This window comes from Ornithinimicrobium jinqii (assembly GCF_045032595.1).
Classification (GTDB): Bacteria; Actinomycetota; Actinomycetes; order Actinomycetales; family Dermatophilaceae; genus Ornithinicoccus.
Map to the genome: position 1 here is coordinate 17847 of NZ_JBJFZS010000023.1, position 21957 is coordinate 39803.

Annotated in this window: 20 protein-coding genes and 1 riboswitch; of the genes, 3 read left to right on the forward strand and 17 right to left on the reverse strand. The window is 72.2% G+C overall.

Going from position 1 to position 21957, the window contains the following annotated elements; all coding sequences use genetic code 11:
- The 8 genes from ACI3ET_RS11305 to ACI3ET_RS11340 all read right to left on the reverse strand — a co-directional run bounded on the left by ACI3ET_RS11305 (position 1) and on the right by ACI3ET_RS11340 (position 7967).
- Positions 1 to 480 (reverse strand): MauE/DoxX family redox-associated membrane protein, encoded by a 480-nt coding sequence (locus ACI3ET_RS11305; protein WP_405033148.1) that lies wholly within the window; start codon positions 478 to 480, stop codon positions 1 to 3.
- On the reverse strand, positions 477 to 1259 hold the full coding sequence (gene trpA / locus ACI3ET_RS11310; RefSeq protein ID WP_405033149.1) for a tryptophan synthase subunit alpha: 783 nt from the start codon (positions 1257 to 1259) through the stop codon (positions 477 to 479). The genes ACI3ET_RS11305 and trpA overlap by 4 nt, the downstream gene beginning before the upstream one ends.
- Complete coding sequence (gene trpB / locus ACI3ET_RS11315) at positions 1256 to 2545, reverse strand: tryptophan synthase subunit beta (protein ID WP_405033150.1); 1290 nt, start codon at positions 2543 to 2545, stop codon at positions 1256 to 1258. Before trpB ends, trpA begins: the two co-directional genes overlap by 4 nt.
- Positions 2542 to 3381, reverse strand: a complete 840-nt coding sequence (trpC, locus tag ACI3ET_RS11320) for an indole-3-glycerol phosphate synthase TrpC (protein WP_405033151.1) — start codon at positions 3379 to 3381, stop codon at positions 2542 to 2544. The genes trpB and trpC overlap by 4 nt, the downstream gene beginning before the upstream one ends.
- Positions 3382 to 3441: 60 nt before the next feature.
- Positions 3442 to 3675 carry an HGxxPAAW family protein gene (locus ACI3ET_RS11325; protein WP_405033152.1) on the reverse strand — a complete coding sequence of 78 codons (234 nt, stop codon included), beginning with the start codon at positions 3673 to 3675 and terminating at the stop codon, positions 3442 to 3444.
- Positions 3676 to 3781: 106 nt separating this feature from the next.
- On the reverse strand, positions 3782 to 4327 hold the full coding sequence (locus ACI3ET_RS11330) for a Trp biosynthesis-associated membrane protein (RefSeq protein ID WP_405033153.1): 546 nt from the start codon (positions 4325 to 4327) through the stop codon (positions 3782 to 3784).
- Complete coding sequence (locus ACI3ET_RS11335; protein ID WP_405033154.1) at positions 4324 to 6129, reverse strand: ABC transporter ATP-binding protein; 1806 nt, start codon at positions 6127 to 6129, stop codon at positions 4324 to 4326. The genes ACI3ET_RS11330 and ACI3ET_RS11335 overlap by 4 nt, the downstream gene beginning before the upstream one ends.
- Complete coding sequence (locus ACI3ET_RS11340; RefSeq protein ID WP_405033155.1) at positions 6126 to 7967, reverse strand: ABC transporter ATP-binding protein; 1842 nt, start codon at positions 7965 to 7967, stop codon at positions 6126 to 6128. The genes ACI3ET_RS11335 and ACI3ET_RS11340 overlap by 4 nt, the downstream gene beginning before the upstream one ends.
- Positions 7968 to 8110: 143 nt before the next feature.
- Here ACI3ET_RS11340 and ACI3ET_RS11345 point away from each other — a divergent pair, with 143 nt between their 5' ends.
- Genes ACI3ET_RS11345 through ACI3ET_RS11355 form a run of 3 tightly spaced genes read left to right on the forward strand, consistent with a single transcriptional unit; the run spans position 8111 to position 10555 of the window.
- Positions 8111 to 8761 (forward strand): TIGR03085 family metal-binding protein, encoded by a 651-nt coding sequence (locus ACI3ET_RS11345; RefSeq protein WP_405033156.1) that lies wholly within the window; start codon positions 8111 to 8113, stop codon positions 8759 to 8761.
- The gene (locus ACI3ET_RS11350) at positions 8751 to 9365 is read left to right on the forward strand and encodes a uridine kinase family protein (protein ID WP_405033157.1); all 615 of its coding nucleotides are present in this window, start codon (positions 8751 to 8753) and stop codon (positions 9363 to 9365) included. The genes ACI3ET_RS11345 and ACI3ET_RS11350 overlap by 11 nt, the downstream gene beginning before the upstream one ends.
- Positions 9362 to 10555 (forward strand): FUSC family protein, encoded by a 1194-nt coding sequence (locus ACI3ET_RS11355; RefSeq protein ID WP_405033158.1) that lies wholly within the window; start codon positions 9362 to 9364, stop codon positions 10553 to 10555. Before ACI3ET_RS11350 ends, ACI3ET_RS11355 begins: the two co-directional genes overlap by 4 nt.
- On the opposite strand, the gene ACI3ET_RS11360 is transcribed toward ACI3ET_RS11355, so the two are convergent.
- The 9 genes from ACI3ET_RS11360 to ACI3ET_RS11400 form a co-directional block, all read right to left on the reverse strand.
- Positions 10543 to 11025 (reverse strand): PH domain-containing protein, encoded by a 483-nt coding sequence (locus tag ACI3ET_RS11360; protein ID WP_405033159.1) that lies wholly within the window; start codon positions 11023 to 11025, stop codon positions 10543 to 10545. The two genes, ACI3ET_RS11355 and ACI3ET_RS11360, sit on opposite strands and share 13 nt — an antisense overlap.
- Positions 11022 to 11741: a nicotinamide riboside transporter PnuC gene (gene pnuC / locus ACI3ET_RS11365; RefSeq protein WP_405033160.1), complete on the reverse strand. Its 720-nt coding sequence runs from the start codon at positions 11739 to 11741 to the stop codon at positions 11022 to 11024. The genes ACI3ET_RS11360 and pnuC overlap by 4 nt, the downstream gene beginning before the upstream one ends.
- A 164-nt stretch (positions 11742 to 11905) precedes the next feature.
- Positions 11906 to 12036: riboswitch (FMN riboswitch) on the reverse strand.
- Positions 12037 to 12048: 12 nt separating this feature from the next.
- A complete protein-coding gene (gene rpe, locus ACI3ET_RS11370; protein ID WP_405033161.1) occupies positions 12049 to 12741 on the reverse strand; it encodes a ribulose-phosphate 3-epimerase in 693 nt (230 codons plus the stop codon).
- 10 nt (positions 12742 to 12751) lie between these two features.
- Positions 12752 to 14236, reverse strand: coding sequence for an RsmB/NOP family class I SAM-dependent RNA methyltransferase (locus ACI3ET_RS11375; RefSeq protein ID WP_405033162.1), 1485 nt, complete (start codon positions 14234 to 14236; stop codon positions 12752 to 12754).
- Complete coding sequence (fmt, locus tag ACI3ET_RS11380; protein ID WP_405033163.1) at positions 14229 to 15161, reverse strand: methionyl-tRNA formyltransferase; 933 nt, start codon at positions 15159 to 15161, stop codon at positions 14229 to 14231. The genes ACI3ET_RS11375 and fmt overlap by 8 nt, the downstream gene beginning before the upstream one ends.
- A gap of 100 nt (positions 15162 to 15261) precedes the next feature.
- Positions 15262 to 17064 (reverse strand): ABC transporter ATP-binding protein, encoded by a 1803-nt coding sequence (locus ACI3ET_RS11385; protein ID WP_405033164.1) that lies wholly within the window; start codon positions 17062 to 17064, stop codon positions 15262 to 15264.
- Positions 17064 to 18044, reverse strand: coding sequence for an ABC transporter permease (locus ACI3ET_RS11390; RefSeq protein ID WP_405033165.1), 981 nt, complete (start codon positions 18042 to 18044; stop codon positions 17064 to 17066). The genes ACI3ET_RS11385 and ACI3ET_RS11390 overlap by 1 nt, the downstream gene beginning before the upstream one ends.
- A gap of 67 nt (positions 18045 to 18111) precedes the next feature.
- Positions 18112 to 19641 (reverse strand): ABC transporter permease, encoded by a 1530-nt coding sequence (locus ACI3ET_RS11395; RefSeq protein WP_405033166.1) that lies wholly within the window; start codon positions 19639 to 19641, stop codon positions 18112 to 18114.
- A gap of 249 nt (positions 19642 to 19890) precedes the next feature.
- On the reverse strand, positions 19891 to 21756 hold the full coding sequence (locus tag ACI3ET_RS11400) for an ABC transporter substrate-binding protein (protein ID WP_405033167.1): 1866 nt from the start codon (positions 21754 to 21756) through the stop codon (positions 19891 to 19893).
- Positions 21757 to 21957 lie beyond the last annotated feature (201 nt).

Sequence of the window (21957 nt, forward strand, 5' to 3'; positions counted from 1 at the left end):
TCAGCGACCTTTCGTCAGCAGTCCGTCGACGGACCAGGGGGTGCGCGGCCGGGCGACGAGCCAGGCCGCGAGGGCGAGCAGACCGAGGTCGCGCAGCATCTCGGTCAGGTAGCGGGTGTCGTCGGGGTCGACCGGGCCGCCCGTGCCGAAGCACCCGCAGTCGATGGCGAGCCCACGGCTCCAGGCCGAGGCGATGCCTGCGACGAAGGCGAGCATGAGCACTCCACCCACGACGGCCGAGGCCCGGGTGAGCAGTCCGACGACCAGGAGGAGGCCGGCGGCGACCTCGACGACCGGCAGCACCGTGCCGACGAAGCGTGCCACCGGGTAGGAGAACAGCTCGTAGGCCAGGACGCTCTGCACCGACCCGGTCAGGTCGCCGATCTTGAGCAGCCCCGCGACGAGCAGGACACCTCCGAGCACGAGTCGCGCCACGAGCCCTGCCCACCGGGACCAGCCTGGCGGGGCGGGCTCGCTCACCGCCGTACCCCGGCTGCCAGCTCGGCGGTCAGCGCGCGCAGGGCTTCCAGGGAGGGGTCCTGCCCCAGGGCACGGACGAGCGCGGACCCGACGATGACCCCGTCGGCGAAGCCGGCCACCTCCGCGGCCTGGGCACCGGTGCTGACGCCCAGCCCCACGCACAGCGGCAGGTCGGTGACGGCGCGGGTGCGCTCGACCAGCCCGACCGCGGCGCCGCCCACGGCGGAGCGCGCCCCCGTCACGCCCATCGTCGAGGCGACGTACACGAAGCCGCGGCAGGCCTCCACGGTCATCCGCAGTCGCTCGTCGCCCGAGCTGGGAGCGACCAGGAAGATCGGGTCCACCCCGTGCGCGTCGGCGGCCGCACGCCATGCCTGCGCCTCGTCGGGGACGAGGTCGGGCGTGATCAGCCCCGCACCGCCGGCGGCGGCGAGCTCGTCGGCGAACCGCTCCAGCCCGTGGTGCAGCACCGGGTTGTAGTAGGACATGACGACCGGCACGGCACCGGCCTCCCGGACCGCACGGACCACGTCGAAGACCTGGGCGAAGCGGAAGCCCTGCGCGAGCGCGTGCAGCGCCGCGTTCTCGATCACCGGGCCGTCCATGAGGGGGTCGGTGTAGGGCACGCCCACCTCGACGACGTCGGCCCCGGCTTCGGCCACGGCGCGGACGGCCGCCAGGGAGGTCTGGAGGTCGGGGTAGCCCGCCGGCAGGTAGGCGACCAGCGCTGCGCGGTTCTCGTCGCGGCAACGGCGGAAGACCTCGTCGAGCGCGCTCACCAACCGCTCCCCTCGGCCTCGGCCACCGGTTCGTCGGCCTTCAGCTGTGCCGCCTCCACGATCTCGTCCCCGTCGACCAGCCCGAACCAGCGGGCGGCGGTGTCGACGTCCTTGTCACCGCGGCCCGAGAGGTTGACCAGGACGAGGGGGCGCTCGGAGGAGGTCTCCGACAGCGTGCGCCCGACGCGCAGGGCACCGGCGAGCGCGTGGGCGCTCTCGATGGCCGGGATGATCCCCTCGGTGCGGCACAGCAGGGAGAAGGCGTCCATCGCCTCGCGGTCGGTGACCGGCTCGTAGACGGCTCGGCCGGTGTCGTGCAGGTAGGCGTGCTCGGGTCCGACGGCCGGGTAGTCCAGCCCGGCCGAGATCGAGTGGGTCTCGCGGGTCTGCCCGTCCTCGTCCTGCAGGACGTAGCTGGCGGCGCCGTGCAGCACCCCTGGCTCCCCGCCCGAGAAGCGGGCGGCGTGGCGTCCGGTCTCCACACCCTCGCCACCGGCCTCGAACCCGTGGAGGGAGACGGCCTCGTCACCGAGGAAGGCGGAGAAGATCCCCATCGCGTTGGACCCGCCGCCCACACAGGCACAGACGGCGTCCGGCAGCCGGCCGGTCCGCTCGAGCATCTGCGCCCTCGCCTCGGTGCCGATGACCGAGTGGAAGTCGCGGACCATCGTGGGGAAGGGGTGGGGCCCGGTGACCGTGCCGAGGAGGTAGTGGGTGTGCTCGACGTTCGTCACCCAGTCGCGCATGGCCTCGTTGATGGCGTCCTTGAGGGTCGCGCTGCCGGTCGCCACCGGCACGACCTCGGCACCGAGGAGCCGCATCCGGGCGACGTTGAGCGCCTGGCGGCGGGTGTCCACCTCGCCCATGTAGACGGTGCACTCCAGGCCCATGAGCGCGGCGGCGGTGGCGGTGGCCACCCCGTGCTGTCCGGCGCCGGTCTCCGCGATGACGCGGCGCTTGCCCATGCGGACCGTCAGCAGTGCCTGCCCGAGCACGTTGTTGATCTTGTGGGAGCCGGTGTGGTTGAGATCCTCGCGCTTGAGGAAGACCCGGGCCCGGCCGGCGTGCTCGGCGAACTTGCCCACCTCCGTCAGTGGGCTTGGCCTGCCGGTGTAGTCGCGCTGCAACCGGTCGAGCTCGGCGACGAAGTCGGGGTCGCCCATGGCGTCCCGTCGCGCCTCGTCCAGCTCCTCGAGCGCGGCGACCAGTGCCTCCGGCACGAAGCGACCCCCGAAGTCGCCGAACCTGCCCTCCACCGCTCGCCCGACCTCTCCGGCGGTGCTCACCCGCGACCACCCCCGGGCCGCTGACCGTCGTGCGTGTGCAGCGCCGGGTGGTTGCCCGCCGCCACCAGCTGCGCCACCGCGTCCCGCGGCGAGCGTCCGGTGACGAGGGCCTCGCCCACGAGCACCGCGTGGGCCCCCGCCTCGGCGAAGGACATGACGTCCAAGGGCCCGCGCACCCCGGACTCGGCGACCCTGACGACGTCCTGGGGCAGCGTGGGGGCCACCCGGGCGAAGGTGCCGCGGTCGACCACGAGGGTCTTGAGGTTGCGGTTGTTGACGCCGACGATGCGCGCACCGGCAGCGACGGCCCGCTCGGCCTCGACCTCGTCGTGCACCTCCACGAGCGCGTGCATCCCGAGCGACTCGACCCGCTCCAGCAGACCGACGAGCACGTCCTGGTCCAGGGCGGCGACGATGAGCAGGACGAGGTCGGCCCCGTGGGCACGGGCCTCCCAGACCTGGTACGGGTCCACGATGAAGTCCTTGCGCAGCACCGGCACGTCGACGCGGGCGCGGACCGCGTCGAGGTCGGCGAGCGACCCGCCGAACCGGCGTCCCTCGGTGAGCACGCTGATCGCGCTGGCTCCCCCGGCCTCGTAGTCGGCGGCCAGCCCTGCCGGGTCGGCGACGGCGGCGAGAGCTCCCTTGCTGGGACTGCTGCGCTTCACCTCCGCGATCACGTGGACGCCCTCACGGGGGCTCAGTCGGGCGTGCGCGTCACGAGGTGACGGAGCAGCGAGCGCGTGCTCCTTGAGGACGTCGAACGGTAGGGCGGCACGGCGGTCGGCCAGGTCGGCGCGGACCCCTTCGATGATCTGATCCAGGACGGTCGGCACTCCCCCAGCCTAGTCGCCGCCCGACGGTGCTCCGTCCCCCGGGGGCGTGGCCGGGGACCGTCAGCGGCCGGTGTGCGCCTCGCGCCGGGCACGCGCACGGGGCCCGTCAGACCCCAGTCCGGCCTTGGCCATGGCGTACCACACGAGCGATCCCGCCACGAAGACCGCGATGCCGATCCACATCAGGGACGCGGGGCCGAAGACAGCGGCGTAGCAGCCGACGGTCGCCGCGACCAGCATGATGGCGACCCCGGTCCAGGCTGCCGGGCTGTACCCGTGGTTCTCGTCGTGCATCGGTGCTCCTCGTCTGCGCGGGCCGCCGGGCCCGGTGGGTGGTCCGCCCTAGTGTGCCAGCCCGCAGCCCCGCCGTGGCGGCCCCGTGCGGTATGGCGCGCCCGTGTCAGTCGGGCGCCGTGGGGTCCCGGCCCTCTCCGAGCTCGCGCCAGGCCCGTTCGCTGGCCCGGCGCTCGGCCTCGTGGCGCTGCGCTGCCGCCGAGGGTGCGGCGCCGACGGGTGAGGTGCGTTCGGAGGTGGGGGTGGGCCTGGGGGTGACGGTGGCGAGCAGCGCGCCACCGGTCGCGAGGAGGGCGGCGAGGAGTCCGACCCAGAGCCACCCGGTGGTCCGGCTCGAGACGGTGGCCCCGACGGCGGGCGCGGCCGTCGGGTCGAGCGCCGTGACGACGACGCCCAGGCACACGCCGAGAAGGGAGGCTGTCGACAGCAGGAGCGGCCACCGGCGCCGGCTGCCGAGCGCCACGAGGGTCGCCGCGGCCGCGACCAGGGTCAGCGCGGTCACCCACGGGGTGAGCGCAGAGCCGGAGACCTCGCCCCGCGTCCGGAGCGACCCGGGAGCCGGCTCGCGCACCGTCAGCACCCACGGCTGGCTGCCGGCGAGCAGCAGCAGCCCGCAGCCGAGGAGGACCGCCGCCGCCGCCCGACGGTTCACGCGTCGGTGCGTTGCTGGGACGCCCACGAGGCGTGCATGCGGGAGTAGACCCCGCCCCGGGTCACGAGGTCACGGTGGTGCCCCAGCTCCACGACGCGCCCCTGGTCCACGACCACCACCACGTCGGCGGCCTCCGCGGTGGAGAGCCGGTGGGCGATGGCGACCGAGGTCCGGCCCCGGGTGAGTCCCTCGATCGCGCGCTGCACCCGCACCTCGGTCGCGGGGTCCACCGCACTGGTGGCCTCGTCGAGCACGAGGAGGTCGGGGTCCGCGAGGTAGGCCCGGGCGATGGCGACGAGCTGCCGCTCACCCGCCGACAGCGACTCGCCCCGCTGGCCCACGCGGGTCGCTAGCCCGTGCGGGAGGGCCTCGACCCAGGCGTCCAGGCCGAGCTCGGTGACGGTCAGCGCGATCTCCTCGTCGGTGGCCTCCGGGCGGGCGAACCTGATGTTGGCGGCCAGGTCGTCGTCGAAGAGGAAGCCCTCCTGCGGCACCAGCACCACGCGGCTGCGCAGGGACGCGAACGCGAGCTCGCGCAGGTCGGCGCCGTCGATGAGAACCTGCCCCCCCGTGGGGTCCATGAGCCGGGTGAGCAGCTTGGCGAGGGTGGTCTTGCCCGACCCCGTCTCGCCCACGACCGCCACCCGCGTGTGCGGCTCGATGCGCAGGTCGACGTCGCGCAGCACCAGGTCGCCGCCGGGGTAGGCGTACGACACGTTTCGGAACTCCACGGTCATCGGTCCGCGGTCCTGGTGGACCCCGGTGGGGCCGGGGTCGGCGACGTCGGCCGGGGTGTCGATGACGCCGATGACCCGCCTCCACCCGGCGACCGCGTTCTGCATCTCGTTGAGGATCTCGGTGGCCATCAGCACCGGCTGGGTGAAGAGGTTGACCAGGAAGAGGAAGGCCAGCAGCTGGCCCAGGGTGACCTCTCCCCTCGCCGCGAGCACGGTGCCGACCACGAGCACGACGGCGGTGGTGATGCCGGCGAAGGCCTGCCCGGAGACGAAGGCCATCACCGACCTGATCTGGGCGCGCACGGCCGCAGCCCGGTGGGTCTCGATCGCGGCGTCGATGCGCTCTGCCGTCCGCTCCTCCGCGCCGTAGGCCCGGATGGTCGCGGCGCCGACGATGGACTCGCTGATGGCTCCGAGCATGTCGCCCACGCGCGTCCGGACGGTGCCGTAGGCGGCCCCCAGCATCGGCTGGAACCTCCGGACGAGGAACACCAGCGGCACGAAGCACAGGTAGACGACCAGCGCGAGCACCGGGCTGTAGAAGAGCATCAGCAGGGTGGCGAGCAGGATCTGCGCGACGGAGATCAGCAGCATGAGCCCACCGAACTGCACGAACATCGAGATCGTGTCGACGTCGCTGGTCACCCGCGAGACGAGCGAGCCCCGCCGTTCGGTGCTCTGGGTGAGCATCGACAGGTCGTGGATGTGCCGGAACGCCCGCATGCGCAGCGTGGCGAGACCGGACTCGGCCGCCGTGAAGAGCCGGACGTTGACGAGGTACTGCGCGAGGCTGCTGAGCACGACCACGCCGGCGGCCATCGCGATGGCGCGCCCGACATACCCCAGGTCCGGCCCGCCGTCGGCGAGGATGCCGTTGTCGGTGATGATCTGGACGACGAAGGGCACGAGGACCCTGCCGAGCGTGGCGACGACGGCGAGCAGGACCGTCAGGCCCAGCCCTCGGCGCAGCTCCGGCGACAGCTCGAACCCGCGGCGCAGGGTCGCCCAGGTGCCGAGGCTGCTCTGGGCCTCGATCCTGCTTCCTCCTGCTGCTGGGCTGCTCATGCGCTCTCCTCCGACCGCTCCACGGCGGCCCGGTCGGCCGCCTCCCTGGCGTAGGCGTGCACGAGGTCGGCGTAGCCGTGGCACCGCTCGACCAGCTCGGCGTGCGGGCCGCTGTCGACCACGCGGCCGTGCTCGATGTAGACCACCTCGTCGGCGAGCATGATCGTGGCCATCCGGTAGGCGACGACGAGCACCGTCATCCCCGTGCTGGCCTCGCGGAGACCGGCGAGGATGGCCTGCTCGACCGAGGGGTCGACCGCGCTCGTGGCGTCGTCGAGGACCAGGAGCCGCGGTGCACGCCAGACGGCCCGGGCCAGGGCGATGCGCTGCCGCTGCCCACCCGACAGGGTGCCGCCGCGCTCGCCGATCATGGTGTCCATCCCGTCGGGCAGTGCCGCCACGAAGGTGTCGGCCTGGGCGATCCGCAGTGCTCGCCGCACCGATGCGTCGTCGGCGTCCTCGCCGAGCGTGACGTTGCCCCGCACGGTGTCGTCGAACAGGAAGGTCTGCTGGGCCACGAGCGTGGAGACGGCTGGGATCTCGCCCTTCGCCAGCTCGCGCACGTCCGTCCCGTCGAGGAGCACCTCGCCCTGCCCGGGGTCCATCAGGCGCAGGCTCAGGTTGGTCAGGGTGGTCTTGCCGGAGCCGGTCGGGCCCACGAGGGCCGTGGTGCTCCCGGCGCGGACGTCCAGGGTCACCCCGTGGATGGCCGGCGTGTCCTCCCCCGCGTGCGTGTAGCTGACGTCCTGCAGGGAGGATCTGGCCGGACCGTCGTCCCGGCGTGCCACCGCCGAGCCGTAGCGCATGGCTCCCTCGGCGTCCAGGACGTGCTGGACCCGGTCGAACCCGACCACCGAGCGCGGCAGCTCTGCGAGGACCCAGCCCAGGGCCCGGACCGGGAAGGCCAGCAGGGAGAACAGGTAGGCCATCTGGACGACGTCGGCGGCCACGAGGTCCCCGGCGGCGACCTGCCAGGTGCCGACCCCGAGCACCGCGAGCGTGCCCAGGATGGGGATGGCCTCGATGACCGGTTCGAAGGTGCCGCGGGTGCGCCCCACCTGGACCAGCGAGTCGCGCAGGTCGTGCGTGGCGACCCGGAACCGGTCGGCCTCCTGGTCCTCGCGGCCCATCGCCTTCACCAGCAGCCCCGCCTCGAACGACTCGTGGGCCACCTCTGCCACCTCGGCTCGCAGCTGCTGCGCCAGGGTGATCCGCGGGGCCATGAACTGCTGGAAGACCAGGTTGGCGGCGAACAGGCCGGGGAAGACCAGGAGCCCGACGAGGGCCAGCAACGGGTCGACGACGATCATCATCGCTCCGGCGATGACCAGCATGAAGATGACGCCGATGGCCATCGGCAGCGGGTTGAAGACCTGCCAGGTCGCCTCGATGTCCGCGTGGGCGTTGGACAGCAGCTGGCCGGAGGGGTGCGCGTGGTGCCACGACAGCGGCAGCCGGAGGTACTGCCGCGTGACGTCGCGCCGGTAGCGCGCCTGGAGGTTGAAGCCGGCGATCGTGGCCCAGACACGGCGCAGGATGACACCGATGACGTTGACGGTCAGCACGGCCAGCAGCACGCCCAGGATCGTGCCCAGCCCTGCGGGCGTGACCTCGCCGCTCGTCACCGAGGGCTCCACGACGTGGTTGGTGACCCACCCGATCGCTGCGGCCGTCCCCACGGTGGCGCCCGCCCACAGCACGGCGCCAAGCAGGGCCACCAGGAAGGGGCGCGGCTCCTGCCGGATGCCGATCCAGATGACCCGGAGCCCGCGGCGCAGCACGGCGCGGGTGGCGGTGGGTCGCGGGACGGGGGCGCCGGCCGCTCTGCTGCTGGCCACTGACATACGGGTGCCGACCTCCGGGGATGGGTTGGGGCAGGGCTTCGCCCGGGGCTGAGCCGAGGGGTGGGGTGCCGAGGACTCATCCTGCCACGGTCCGGTGGCCGTCCCGGCCGCGTGCCGACCCGTGATGGGATGGGGGCATGCCCACCGACACCGCCCTGCGCCATCTGGTCGCCGCCACCGCCACCGCCCTGGGCCCGGAGGCCCCCACCCTGTGCACCCCCTGGGACGTCCGCGAGCTGGTCGCGCACCTCGTGGTGCGGGAGTCCCGGCCCGACGCGCTGCCCGGGATCGGCCTGGACGTCCCCGCGCTGAAGCGGCATACCGCAGGGGTCCAGGCCTCCCTCGCCGCGCTCCCCTTCGAGGAGCTCGTCGCCCGGTTCGCCTCCGGCCCGCCCCGCTGGTGGCCGACCCGGCTGCCGGCCATCGGTGAGCCGGCCAACACCGCCGAGCTGGCGATCCACCACGAGGACATGGTGCGGGCCCAGCCCGGGTGGGCGCCCACGGAGCTCGACCGGCGCACGCAGCTGGTCCTGTGGCGGACCCTGACGACGGTGGGGCGGCTGCACTACCGCTCCGCCCCCGTCGGGGTGGTCGCGGTGGCCGAGGGCGAGGTGCACGGGCGGGTGGCGCTGCGCGGGCCGCGCCCCGGCGGCGGCACCGTGGTCCTGCGCGGCACCCCCCTGGAGCTGATCCTGCACGCCTTCGGCCGCACCGGGGTCGCCCGCCTGCGCGCCGAGGGGACGGACGCCGACATCGAGGCGCTCACCGGTCACACGCGTGCCGCCTGACCCCTCGGCAGCGGCCGACGACGTCTGGGCCGGGCTGAGGGGCCTGCTCCTCGCGCGCGGCCCCCGCTCCGCCGCCCGCCCCGTCGTCGTCGGCGTCGACGGACGCAGCGGCTCCGGCAAGACCGACCTCGCCGAGGCGCTGGCCGTGCGGGTCGAGGCGGCAGGGCACTCCTGCGCCCAGGTCCACCTCGACGACCTCTACCCGGGGTGGAGCGGCCTGGCAGCTGCACTGCCACCCCTGTGCGCAGACGTCATCACCCCGCTGTCGCGGGGCGAGGAGGGTGCGTTCACCTCCTGGGACTGGGTGGCCGACCGCCCCGGCCCCCGGGTGCAGGTGCCCCTGGCCGACGCGGTCGTCGTCGAGGGCGTGGGCACGCTCGTCTCGGCCTGCACCCACCTGCTCGACCTGCGGGTCTGGCTCGAGGCCCCCACGGACGTGCGCCGGGACCGTGCCCTGCGGCGCGACGGGGACGTCTTCGCCGGGCACTGGGACGAGTGGGCCGCCCAGGAGGAGACCCTCTTCCCCGCCGCGCACCAGCCCGCGGCCGACGTGGTCGTCGACACGGTGACGGGCCGCACCCGGTGGGTCACACTGGCTCCATGAGCAGAGCCCGCGACCAGGCCGCCCAGGCCGGTCACGCCGTCATCGACCCCCTGCTGGACGAGCTGACCCCCGGCGCCGCGCGCGGTCGGCTCGTGCGGCTGCGGGCCCGGGCCTGGCTCATCGTGCAGGTCGCGGCCGGGGCGACCGCGGCCTGGTGGGTGGCCCACGGCCTGCTCGACCACCCGCTGCCCTTCTTCGCCCCGATCACCGCGATGATCTGCCTGGGGCTGACCTACGGGGACCGGGTGCGACGGATCGTCGAGCTCACGATCGGCGTGGCCATCGGGATCCTCACCGGTGACCTGCTGGTCCACGCCTTCGGGACCGGCCTGTGGCAGATCTTCGCCGTAGCGGTCGTCGCCATGGCGCTCGCCGTGCTGCTGGGCGCCGGCCAGCTGCTGATGATGCAGGCCGGGATCCAGGGGGTCATGCTCACCGTGCTCGTGGCTGGCGACGGCGAGGCGCTCAGCCGTTGGCTGGACGCCGTCGTGGGGGGCGGGGTGGCGCTGCTCATCGCGATGCTGGCCCCGGTGCGGTCCACGACCCAGCGGCCGAGGGAACGGGCGATCGCGATCGTGGGCCACCTCGCGGAGGTGCTGACCGAGACGACGCAGGCGCTGCGCAACCGTGACCACGGTCGCGCCAGCACTGCGCTCCGCACCGCGCGGGAGCTGTCCCGGGAGCTGGAGAGCCTGCGCGCCACGACCGCGGAAGCCTCTGCGGCAGCCCGGCTCGCGCCGCTGCTGTCGGGCGAGCACCGCGACGACGTGCGCGAGATCCAGGGCATCCTCGGCCCGCTGGACCTGGCCATCCGCAACGTGCGCGTGCTGGCGCGGCGCGCCGAGGCGGCCGTGGAGGACGAGGAGTTCGTCCCCGACACCTACATCGACATGGTCGCCGGCCTGGCTGAGGCGGCGGCCACGGTGCAGGAGCAGCTCGAGCGTCAGGGACCGCTGTCGGCGACGAGGGAAGACCTGGTGAACCTGGCGCGGCGCTCGACGTGGAGCCACCCACGGGCCGGGCTGTCGGCCGAGGTCATGCGGGCCCAGGTCCGCTCCACCGTCGTCGACCTGCTGGTCCTGTCCGGGATGCAGCTCTCGGAGGCGCGCCGGCGGTTGCCGGCGACCCGCGAGGAGTTCGACCCGTCCTCGCCGGACGACGCTCCGCCGACCAGCCCTCAGCCCGGCTGAGGACGCTCGGGGCTGCGCTGGTGGTGCTCGATGAGGGCCGCCAGCCGGGAGGCCTCCCGGCGCGCCCGCTGCCCGTCCGCGCGCTGCAGAGCCATGATCGGCAGCTCCTCGGTGTCGGTCAGCTCGAGCACCGCCCAGGGCGCGCCGCCGGCGAAACCGACCCGCACGATCTGCGCCCACTCCAGCTCCCGCGTCTGGAAGAGGTTGACCACCACCAGCCCCCCGGCGGTGGGCACGGCCCGGATGAGGGCGTAGCGCCACAGGAAGGCCGCGATCGCCACCCCGATGAGGGCGATGGCGACGCGGTTGAGGAGCAGCGCAGCCGGGTCCGACCCGAGGGGGACGGGTCCGACCAGGGCCACCACAGCGAAGACGACGACCGACGCGACGGCCGTGCCCCGTGCGACCCAGGCACCCGTGACAGGGCGGAAGGTGTCGTACGGGGACCGCCGTGGCGCCGATGGACTCATGGCGTCAGACTACGTTCGGGCTCCGCCAGGGACGGACCGCCCCCGGTCGGCGCCTCGACCCGGGCAGCCTTCTTCCACACCACGAAGCCCCAGATGACGAAGGCTCCGTAGACCATGAAGAGGATGGCCGAGGGGTAGTAGCCGGAGTGCCACAGCAGCGGCACCCCGACGAGGTCGACGGCGATCCAGACCAGCCAGAAGTCCACCCAGCCGCGGGCCATCGCGTAGGTGGCCAGCATCGAGCCGACGAAGATCCACGCGTCGGTCCAGTAGTACCAGCGGGGTGCGGGCCAGCCGGCTCCCACCTGGGCGAAGACCCACTGGCTCAGGACGACGAGGACGACCGCGCTGATCAGGTAGGTGGTGCGCTCGTGGGCCGTGGCCCAGCGCGGGGTGATCGCGGGGGCACCCTTGGCCCGACCCTTGCGGGACCGGTTCCAGGCCCACCAGCCGTAGACGCTGGTGAGGATGAAGAAGACCTGCCGCGCGGCCTGTCCGAAGAGGCTGTGCTCCTGCGGGTTGGAGAACCAGACCCCCATGAACACGGTGAACAGCAGCAGGTTGCCGACGATGCCGACCGGCCAGGCCCAGACCTTGCGGCGCATCCCCAGGATCGCCGAGGCGAGCCCGAAGCCGTTGCCGACGACCTCCCGCCAGGCGATGGTGTGACCGGCGATGGTCAGCTGTGCAGTGAAGATGTCGTTCCAGACGTCCACGACGCGCGTCCTCTCGGATCGGATGACCCGGGGTCGTCCCGGGCCACCAGGTGGTGTGGGCGCCGGGGGTGTCGTGCGCGAAGCGGACGAGCCGACGGACGAGGGAGGAGCCCGAGGGGTATGCCGTCGCCGGCGCCTCGGGCACCGCCGTTCGCCAGAACGGCTCGCGTGCTGCCTCCCATCCGGACTTTCACCGTCGGTCCCGGAGTTTCACCAGGTCAACCGGCCGCTGGCTGCGACCGGGTCGCGGACTGTCACCGCCGGTTCGGAATTACACCGACCCCGGAGCACGTGTGCGCCACCGATCCTACCCCCGTGGCGGCGGGACCCGGTGCTGGTGCCGCCCGGCCAGCCCGCGCAGCCGGGCGATCTGTCCGGCTGCGTCGGCAGCGCCGTAGACGGCCGACCCGGCCACGAACACGTCCGCGCCCGCCTCCACGCACCGCCCGATCGTGTCCGCGGACACGCCCCCGTCCACCTGCACCCAGATCTCTCCACCGCGCCGGCGCACAGCCTCCCGCACGGCCCGCACCTTCGGCATCTGGTCGTCCATGAAGGACTGCCCCCCGAAGCCCGGCTCGACGGTCATCACCAGCACCATGTCCACCTCGTCGAGCAGCTCCTCGTAGGGCTCGAACGCCGTCCCCGGCCTGAGGGCGATAGCCGCCCTGGCCCCGGCGGACCGGATGGCACGGGCGGTGGCGACGGCATCGGCCACCGCCTCGACGTGGAAGGTCACCGACCGGGCGCCGGCCTCGGCATACCCCGGGGCCCAGCGGTCCGGGTCCTCGATCATCAGGTGGCAGTCGAGCGGTACCGGGCTCACCCGTGCCAGGGCCTCGACCACCGGCAGACCCAGGGTGAGGTTGGGCACGAAGTGGTTGTCCATGACGTCCACGTGCGCCCAGTCCGCCGAGCCGATGCGGGCCAGCTCGCGCTCAAGGTTCGCGAAGTCGGCGGACAGGATCGAGGGGCTGATCTGCAGCGTCCGGTCGGGCATGGCGCTCACCCTAACGGCGACGCAGCAGGGCCACGAACATGCTGTCGGTGCCGTGCCGGTGGGGCCACAGCTGGGCCCAGAGCTGGTCGTCCACGCCGGTGCCGGCCAGCCGCTCCCCGGAACGGTCGCGCAGGAGGGGACGCACGTCCACCAGCTCCACGTCGTCGCGGCGCTTGAGCACGTCGCGGACCACCAGGTGCGTCTCGGCGATGTGCGGCGAGCAGGTCGCGTAGGCGACGAGACCCCCGGGACGCGTGGCGTCGAGGGCCGAGGACAGCAGGTCACGCTGGAGCGGTCCCAGGCCGGTGAGGTCCGCGGGCGTCCGTCGCCAGCGTGCGTCGGGCCGACGGCGCAGGGCGCCCAGACCGGTGCACGGCGCGTCCACCAGCACCCGGTCGTAGCGTCCCGGCTCCTCCCGTCCCACGTCCCGTCCGTCCCCGACCGTGACCTCGACCTCGGCACCGGCCGCGACCGCTCCGCGCAGGGTATGGCGCACGAGCTCGGCCCGGTGCGCGCTGACCTCGATGGCCCGCAGGGCGGCACCGCGCCGCAGCGCCAGGGCGGCGAGCAGCCCGGCCTTGCCCCCCGGCCCGGCGCACAGGTCCAACCACCTCTCGTCCGGACCCTCGAGCGGCGCGTCGACCAGGGCGAGGGTCAGCAGCTGCGACCCGGCGTCCTGGACAGCCGCCCGACCGTCGCGCACGGCGACGAGCTCGCCCGGGTCTCCGGACGGCAGCGTCCAGGCGGTGGACGCGATCGCCGCGGGGTGGGCACCGGCGGCGCGGAGCTCGTCCTCGTCCAGCAGGCCCGGGCGTGCTGCGAGCGTGAGCTCGCCGGGGACGTTGTGCGCCGCCAGAAGCTCGCGCAGCTCGACCTCCGGCTCCTCGCTGCCGTTGGCGACCAGGGCAGCGCGCAGGGCACGCACGATCCACTCCGGGTGCGAGTGCTCGAGCGCCAGCCGAGCCACCTCCTCGGCCACCTCTTGCGTCACGAGCTGCACCCAGGTCTCCCGGTCCCGTTCGGTGACCCGCCTCAGCACGGCGTTGACGAACCCTCCGGGGCCCTGGCCGACGTGCTGGCGGGCCAGACCCACGGTCGCGCTGACGGCCGCGTGGTCGGGGACCCTCATCCCGAGCAGCTGGTGCACGCCCAGGCGCAGCACGTCCAGCACCGGCGGGTCGATGCGGTCCGCAGGACGGTCGGCCGCGTGGGCGACCACGGCGTCGTAGAGCCCCTGCATCCGCAGGGTGCCGTAGGTGAGCTCGGTGGCGAACGCCGCGTCCCGGCCCGACAGCCGGGCCCGGCGCAGGGCCGCCGGGAGCTCGAGGTTGGCGTACGCACCGTCCTCGTGCACGGCCCTCAGCACCAGGTATGCCGTGTCCCGGGCCGGGTCTCCCCCGCGGTCCCGCTGCGTGGGGGTCTGGGCGGACCTGCGACGGGGCCCTCGTCGCCCGGAGGGGGTGCCGCGCCCGGTCGCGTCGTCTCGCTCAGCCATCGAACCGCTCCCCCGTCGCCGGGCGCACGCCCCGGGCCCAGTCGACCGCGGCCATGACCTTCCTGCCCTGGGGCTGGACCTCGCCGAGGCGGACCGGGGAGGTCGCCGTGCCGGTGAGCACCTCGCGCCGCCGTACGAGGACCTCGCCGGGCGCCAGCGTGTCCTCGAGCGCGTCGACGGGCTCGACGGGCAGCACCTTGACCCGCTCGCCCCGCCAGGTCGTCCACGCGCCTGGTGCGGGCGTGCACCCGCGCACCAGCCGGTCGACGACGAAGGCCGGGTGCGACCACACGATCCGGGCGTCGTCCACGCCGAGCTTGGGGGCATGGGTGATGCCGTCGGCCGGCTGCGGGCGTGGCGCCAGCTCTCCGCGCTGGAGCGCGTCGAAGGTGGCGACCACCAGGTCGGCCCCGGCACGGGAGAGCCTCGCGAGGAGGTCTCCGGCGGTGTCGCGCGGACCGATCCTCTCGGTCAGGCTCCCCAGCACCGGTCCGGTGTCCAGACCCTCCTCGAGCACGAACGTCACCGCACCGGTGAGCTCGTCGCCGGCCATCACGGCATGCTGCACCGGCGCAGCACCCCGCCAGGCGGGCAGCAGCGAGAAGTGGAGGTTGACCCAGCCGTGGGCGGGCAGCTGCAGCAGCTCGGATGGGACGAGGGCACCGTAGGCAACCACCGCGACCACGTCGGGCGCCCATCGTCCCAGCTGTTCGCGCACGCCGCCCTCGCGCAGCCGGGCCGGGGCGAGCACCGGAAGACCGTGCTCCTCGGCGACCTGGCGCACCGGCGAGGGTCGGGTGTGCCGACCACGTCCCGCGGCGGCGTCGGGCCGGGTGAGCACCCCGACCACCTCGTGCGGTGAGCGCAGGAGCGCCTCCAGGGTCGGCACGGCCACCTGGGGGGTCCCGGCGAAGACAACCTTCACGACATACCTCCTGGTTGCGGGGTGCGTCCCTGTGGCGACGTGCCGCGGCGGCCCGCACCCTCGCGGGTGGGGCCGCCGCCGACGTCACGGGGGGTGTGGCTCAGAGCTTGTCCGCCTCGCGCGAGATGGTCCCGCGGAAGTCGTCGATGTCGTCGATCTTCAGCTCCACGATCTCCTCCCCCTGCTGGCGGAGCAGCTCGTGGCGCTCGCGGCGGCGGCGACCCTGCTCGATGGGGTCGGGGACCGGGGCGGCGGCGATGAGCCGCTGGGTGTAGTCCTCCCGCGGGTGCTCCATGATCTGCTCGCGGGGGCCCGCCTCGACGACCTCCCCGTTCTGCAGGACGACCACCTTGTGGGCCAGGAGGTCGATGACGGCCAGGTCGTGGCTGATGAACAGGCAGGCGAACCCGAACTGGTCCTGCAGCTCGGCGAAGATCTTCAGCACGCGGGCCTGGACGGAGACGTCGAGCGCCGAGGTCGGCTCGTCGGCGACGAGGAGCTCGGGGTCCAGGCTCAGCGCCCTCGCCACGCAGATGCGCTGGCGCTGACCCCCCGACACCTCGTGCGGGTAGCGGTTGTAGACCTCGCGGGGCAGCTGGACCGCCTCGAGGAGCTCGTACACCTTGTTCTCGCGCTCCTTGCGGTCGCCCACCTTGTGCACGACCATCGGCTCGGCGATGCAGTCACCGATCGGCAGACGCGGGTTCAGGGAGGCCGCCGGGTCCTGGAAGATCACGCCGATACGCTTGCGCAGCGCCTTGAGCTCGCTCTTGCGCAGGTTGGTCACGTCCTGGCCCATCAGACGGAACTCGCCGCTGGCCGCCGGGATCAGGCCGAGGGCGCACCGCCCGATGGTGGACTTGCCTGAGCCCGACTCGCCGACCAGGCCGACGATCTCCCCCACGCGGACGTCGAAGCTGACGTCGTCGACGGCGCGGAACGGCGGCTTGCCCAGGCGCTGGTACTCGATGACGAGGTTCTTGAGCTCGATCGCCAGGGGGGCGTTCGCGTCCACCTCCTCCTTGACGCGGATGTCCATCTGGCCGCGGCCGGCCCCCATGCGCGGGACCGACCCCAGCAGCATCTTGGTGTACTCGTGCTGGGGACGCAGGAGGACCTCCTCCACCGTGCCCCGCTCGACGATCTCGCCCTTGAACATGACGGCGACCCGGTCGGCCATGTCGGCCACCACGCCCATGTTGTGGGTGATGAGCAGGATGCCGGTGTTCAGCTTGTCCTTGAGCGAGCGCAGCAGGTCGAGGATGTCGGCCTGCACGGTGACGTCCAGGGCGGTGGTGGGCTCGTCGGCGATGATGACCTTGGGGTCGCAGCTGATCGCGATGGCGATGACCACGCGCTGCCGCTGGCCGCCGGAGAGCTCGTGCGGATACTTCTTCATCTGCCGCTCGGGCTCGGGGATGCCGACCATGCCGAGCAGCTCGACGGCGCGGTCGACGGCGTGCTGACCCCGGGCGATCCCGTGCAGCTCCATCGACTCGACCATCTGGGTGGCGATGGTGAGCACCGGGTTCAGGGCGGTCATCGGCTCCTGGAAGACCATCGCCACGTCGTTGCCCCGCAGCCGTCGCATGCTGTTCTCGGTGAGCCGGCCCACCTCCTTGCCCGCGACGTTGACGGCGCCCCCGATGGTGGCGTTGCGCGGCAGCAGCCGCATCGCGGTCATCGAGGTGACCGACTTGCCGGAGCCGGACTCCCCGACCAGCGCGACGACCTCGCCGGGCCGGACCTTGAGGTCGACGCCCTTGACGGCGTGGACGCTGCCGAACTCGGTCTTGAAGCGGACGTCGACGTCGTCGAAGGAAAGGACGACCTCCTCCCCCTCGACGGGGGTGCCGGAACCGGTGAAGACCTCGCTGGAGTAGCTGTCGGTGGGCGTGGACATCAGTCGGCGGTCCTGTTCTGACGGGGGTCGAAGGCGTCTCGGAGCCCGTCGCCGAGGAAGTTCACGGACAGGGCGATGGTGAGGATGATCATGCCGGGCCACCAGAAGAGCCAGGGCCGGTTCTGGAAGCTGTTCTGGTAGGTCGAGATCAGCAGGCCGAGCGAGGTGTCCGGGGCCCGCACGCCCCAGCCGAGGAAGGACAGCGCCGACTCCGTGAGGATCGTCGCGGCGATCGCCAGCGTGGCGCTGACGATGATCGTGCCGATGGTGTTGGGCAGGATGTGCTTGAAGATGATGCGCCCGGAGTTGGTGCCGATCGCCTCGGCCGCGGTGACGAACTCGCGCTCGCGCAGCGACAGCACCTCGCCGCGCACCAGCCGCGCCAGCCCGGTCCAGCCGATCACCGACAGGAGGAACGCCAGCGGCCAGATCCCGCCGTCGGCCATCTTGCCGAACACGGCCGCCAGGACCAGGCCGGGAATGACGATGAACAGGTCGGTCAGGCGCATCAGGATCGACTCGACCCAGCCGCGGTAGTAGCCCGCGATGGCGCCGATCGCGGTCCCGATCACGGTGGAGATCAGGCCGACGGTGAAGGCGACGATGAGCGAGCGCTGGGTGCCGCGCATGGTCAGGGCGAAGTAGTCCTTGCCCGCGTTGTCCTGGCCGAAGGGGTACTCCCCCACCTGGGGGGGCCACAGCTGCAGGGTGGGACGGCCCATGTTCTCGACGAGGGCGCCCTCCCAGTAGTTCTTGTTCCACCAGCCGGGCACGAAGCCGTAGCCGATCGAGGTGAAGGCGAAGATCGTGACCGCGATCAGCACCGCGAGCGAGACCATCGCTCCGCGGTGCCGGAAGAAGCGACGGCGCACCAGCTGGCCCTGGGAGTAGGACTTGGCCTCCAGGTCGAGCTGCTTCTCGACCGAGTAGACGGTCTCCGGGTCGGTCCCGCCGGCCGGCGGGGGGGACTGGATGCTCATCGGGTGGTCCTTTGGGTCTGCGCCGCAGCGGCGGCCGGCATCGACGGTCGGTGGCTCATCGCCGCGCTCACCGCCGGATCCGCGGGTCGAGGAAGGCGTAGGCGATGTCGGCGATCATGTTCATCAGGACCGCCGCGCCCCCGGCCACCAGGTAGTAGGCCATCACCGGGCCGGGGTCCACGGTGTTGAGTCCGGCGCGGAACATCGCGCCCAGGCCCTTCCATCCGAAGATCGTCTCGGTGATGACGGCACCGCCCAGGAGGCTGGCGAAGTCGAAGGCCACGATGGTGGTGATCGGGATCAACGCGTTGCGCAGGGCGTGCTTGGTGTAGACCACCCGGTCCGACAGTCCCTTGGAGCGGGCCGTGCGGATGTAGTCCTGGTTGATGGTCTCCAGCATCGACGCGCGCGTGTAGCGGCTGTAACCGGCGATCGAGACGACGGTCAGGACGATGGTGGGCAGCACCAGCTGGACGGCCCAGTTGTAGATGTCCTCCCAGAAGTTGCCGTCGAACCGCTCGTTAGGGACACGCGTGTCCCCGATCGTGCTGATCGGTCGGGCCGCGATCTCCAGGAAGCCGCCCCAGTTGCGCAGCAGCTCGTCGGTGAACACCAGACCCGCGAACGCCAGCGCCGTGCCCGCGCACACGAACATCGCCACCTTCTTCTCGAAGCCGCCGAGGAACCACCCGACGGCGAGCCCGACGAGCACGGAGAGCAGGCCCAGTCCGAGGACGATCCACCAACTGGACGGGTCGTCCATGATCGGCGCCGTCACGACATAGCCGACGAGGCCCAGGGCGATCGTGGTCAGGCCGGCGTAGAGGATCTTGCGCTCGGCGAGCCCGACGGTGACGACCAGGAAGAAGGCGAGGGCGAGCAGGGAGCCGAGGAGGATGAGCGGCAGGCCCAGGGCCGGCTGACGCCACCAGCCGATGCTGTCGAAGTACCACACGGTCCCGAACACGACGACCGTGGTGACGACGAAGGTCAGGACCTGCCGCTTCAGGTCGCCCCCGAGGACGGAGGCCACGAGCAGAGCGAAGACCAGGGCCACGACGGCGATGGCTGTGGTCGTCAACGCTGGATCGGCCATCCAGTTGTTGAACCGGATCGCGCCGAACTCCTTGAGCAGGACCGCCGCCCAGAAGACCGGCAGCGAGAAGAACAGGAAGGCCAGGAAGGTGATGGCGTAGTCGAAGCCCGAGTACTGCCGGATGGCGGTCAGCACACCCAGGGCCACGCCGATGAAGATGGCCAGCACCACCGAGATGGACACGAGGCGCAGGCTGGCCCCGGCGGAGGAGAGGAGCATCGTGTTGATGTTGGCCCCGTCGCGCGTGGTACCGAGGTCGCAGGACAGCACCAGGCACTTGCTTGCCCCACCCAGCCAGGTGAGGTAGCGCTGCCACCAGGGCAGGTCCAGGTTCATGTTGTCGATGCGGGCCTGCATCAGCTGGTCACGATTTTCCCTGCGGCTCTCGCGCAGGTCCGCGAGCGGGTCGCCGGAGTTGATCGTGGCGAAGTACATCAGCGCTGATCCCATGAGCAGGACCACCGCGGAGATCGCCACCCGGCGGAGGATGAACTGGAGCACGGGGAGAAGACCTTCCTGCGGGAACCGCCCGTGGGGGGCGGCTCGGTGACCGGGACTCTAGCCGACCTCGCGGGGTGGTGCGTGGTCCTGGGTCGGGGTGTCGCCCTCGCTGGCACCAGCGGGGGGTGTGGCGTGGGGGGAGACGGGCGCGCAGCGGGGCGGGAGGGCAGCATTGCCCTCCCGCCCCGTGCGGTGAGCCGGTCGTGAGACCTGGGTCAGCACGACATCAGGCGATGATCGCCCGGCGGGTCAGTTGGCGCGGACCCACTGCTCGGCGTTCCACGACACACCGGTCTGGACCGAGGTGTGGCGGACGTTCTCGAGAGTGGTGTCGTAGCCGACGACGCCCGGGTGCGCGAACACCGGGATGCCGTACAGGTTGTCCCACAGCAGCTTCTCGATGATCTTGACCTGCTCGAGGTGGACGGCCGGGTCGTTCGAGGTCGCCAGGGTGTCCCAGGCGGCGTCGACCTCTTCGTTGGCGAAGCCACCGAAGTTCTGGCCACCGTTGGTCTGGTAGATCGGCTGACCGGAGGCCACCTGGCCCGAGCCGGCCCAGGCGAACAGTGCGATCTCCCAGTCACCGGTCTCCAGCGAGCCGCCGGCCTCGAAGAACTTCGGGTCGCCGCCGTCCACGATGTTGAAGCCGGCCTCGTCGCAGGACGCCTTGATCGTGGTGACCTGGTCGGTACGGCGCTGGTTGGGCGCGGAGTAGCCGATGCGGACCTCGACCGGGGTCTCGACGCCGGCCTCCTCGAGCTTGGCCGTGGCCCCCTCGATGTCCACCTCGTCGAAGCGACCGTCGTAGGCGGCGGTGAGCACCTCCTGGTAGTCGTCCTGGAAGGGGAACTTCTCGCGCAGGTTCAGGACCTCAGCCTCGGGGTTGATCGGCTGGATCAGGTTCTGCACGATCTGCTGGCGCGGGACGCACATCGCGAAGGCCTCGCGGGCGGCCAGGCCACCCTCGTCGTCGGAGAAGACGCTGCCCTCGGCGAAGTTGAAGTCCAGGTGCTCCCAGGTCATCTCGTCGCCGGTGAGGACGCCCACGGTGTCGCCCATGCCGTTGAGCTGGTCGACGGTGTCCACGGTGGCCTGCGGCTCGATGACGTTGATGTCACCGTTCTGCAGGGCCTGGACGTGGGTCTCCGGGGCGGCGAACTTGAACACCAGGTTGCCGGTGGCCGGCATCGGCCCGAAGAAGGCCTCGTTGGGGACCAGGCCCAGGGACTGACCGGACTCCCAGACGGAGCCGTCCAGGGTGTACGGACCCGAGGAGGGGACCAGGGCCGGGTCGGTGACCTGGTAGTCCGGGAAGAGCCAGCCGGTGTTCCAGAACTCCGCGACCGAGTTGACGGTCTCGGCGTCGCCGTCGAGGATCGCCTGGGCGAGGGCGTCGGGCTCGAGGCCGGACTGCTCCGCGGCGATGTGCGAGGGCAGCGCGCCGGAGACGACGAGCTCCCAGTCCGGGTAGGGCTCCGGGTAGGTGACCGTGAAGGTCTTGGAGCCGACCTCGGTCTCGGGGGCGTCGGGGACGTACTTGCCGAACGTGTCGGACACCGGGTCGAACGACCCCTCGTTCTTGCCCTCCTCGTCGGCCTCGCCGAACACCGCGGCCGGGTTGGACGAGGCCCACTCCAGCAGGAAGTCGTTGGAGGTGATCGGGGTGCCGTCGGACCAGTTGGCCTCGTCGGAGATCGTGTAGTCGACGGTGAGCGGGTCCTCCGAGGTGACCTCGTAGGAGCCGAACCACTCGTTCGGGTAGATGGCGCCGTCGGTGCCCCAGTACCAGAATCCGCCGATGAGCTGGTTGTTCACCGTGGCGTTGTAGGTCGAGTTGGTGGCGGAGGTGTTGCCGTTGTAGGCGTTGTACTCCTCCGCACCGGTGGAGAAGGACACGATGTCGTCGTTGGGGGTGACGTCACCCAGGTCGGCCTTGCCGCTGCTCGCCGGCTCCTCGGACTCGCCGGCGCCGTCGCTGGTCTCGGACATGTCGTCCGTCGCGTCGCCCGAGTCCTCCTCGGTCGTCTCGCCAGCACCCGTCGCGGTGTCGTCCGTGTCGGTGGTGTCGGACGTGCAGCCGGCCAGGGCGAGGGCTCCGGCCGCAACGACAGCCATGGTCGCGCGCCTGATCTTCAATGTTCCTCCTAGTAAGAGGCTGGCACCAGGGTCGTGGTCTGCATGACGACGACCCGGCCGGTGCCGAGCCGGGGGGGTTGCCTGATGAACATAGGCACGACTCCCCCCCGAAAGCCACACTCGTATCCGCACGGTGACTGGATCGTTACTGTTTTGAGACTTCCGCAGGTTCACGCCGCG

What these genes read in the sequence shown, in the direction of transcription:
- ACI3ET_RS11375 (WP_405033162.1), bottom strand. Translation starts at nt 14,236, where the DNA reads ATGGCTGAGCGAGACGACGCGACCGGGCGCGGCACCCCCTCCGGGCGA.
- ACI3ET_RS11385 (WP_405033164.1), bottom strand. Translation starts at nt 17,064, where the DNA reads ATGTCCACGCCCACCGACAGCTACTCCAGCGAGGTCTTCACCGGTTCC.
- ACI3ET_RS11355 (WP_405033158.1), top strand. Translation starts at nt 9,362, where the DNA reads ATGAGCAGAGCCCGCGACCAGGCCGCCCAGGCCGGTCACGCCGTCATC.
- ACI3ET_RS11400 (WP_405033167.1), bottom strand. Translation starts at nt 21,756, where the DNA reads ATGGCTGTCGTTGCGGCCGGAGCCCTCGCCCTGGCCGGCTGCACGTCC.
- ACI3ET_RS11325 (WP_405033152.1), bottom strand. Translation starts at nt 3,675, where the DNA reads ATGCACGACGAGAACCACGGGTACAGCCCGGCAGCCTGGACCGGGGTC.
- ACI3ET_RS11335 (WP_405033154.1), bottom strand. Translation starts at nt 6,129, where the DNA reads ATGAGCAGCCCAGCAGCAGGAGGAAGCAGGATCGAGGCCCAGAGCAGC.
- ACI3ET_RS11360 (WP_405033159.1), bottom strand. Translation starts at nt 11,025, where the DNA reads ATGAGTCCATCGGCGCCACGGCGGTCCCCGTACGACACCTTCCGCCCT.
- ACI3ET_RS11390 (WP_405033165.1), bottom strand. Translation starts at nt 18,044, where the DNA reads ATGAGCATCCAGTCCCCCCCGCCGGCCGGCGGGACCGACCCGGAGACC.
- rpe (WP_405033161.1), bottom strand. Translation starts at nt 12,741, where the DNA reads ATGCCCGACCGGACGCTGCAGATCAGCCCCTCGATCCTGTCCGCCGAC.
- ACI3ET_RS11345 (WP_405033156.1), top strand. Translation starts at nt 8,111, where the DNA reads ATGCCCACCGACACCGCCCTGCGCCATCTGGTCGCCGCCACCGCCACC.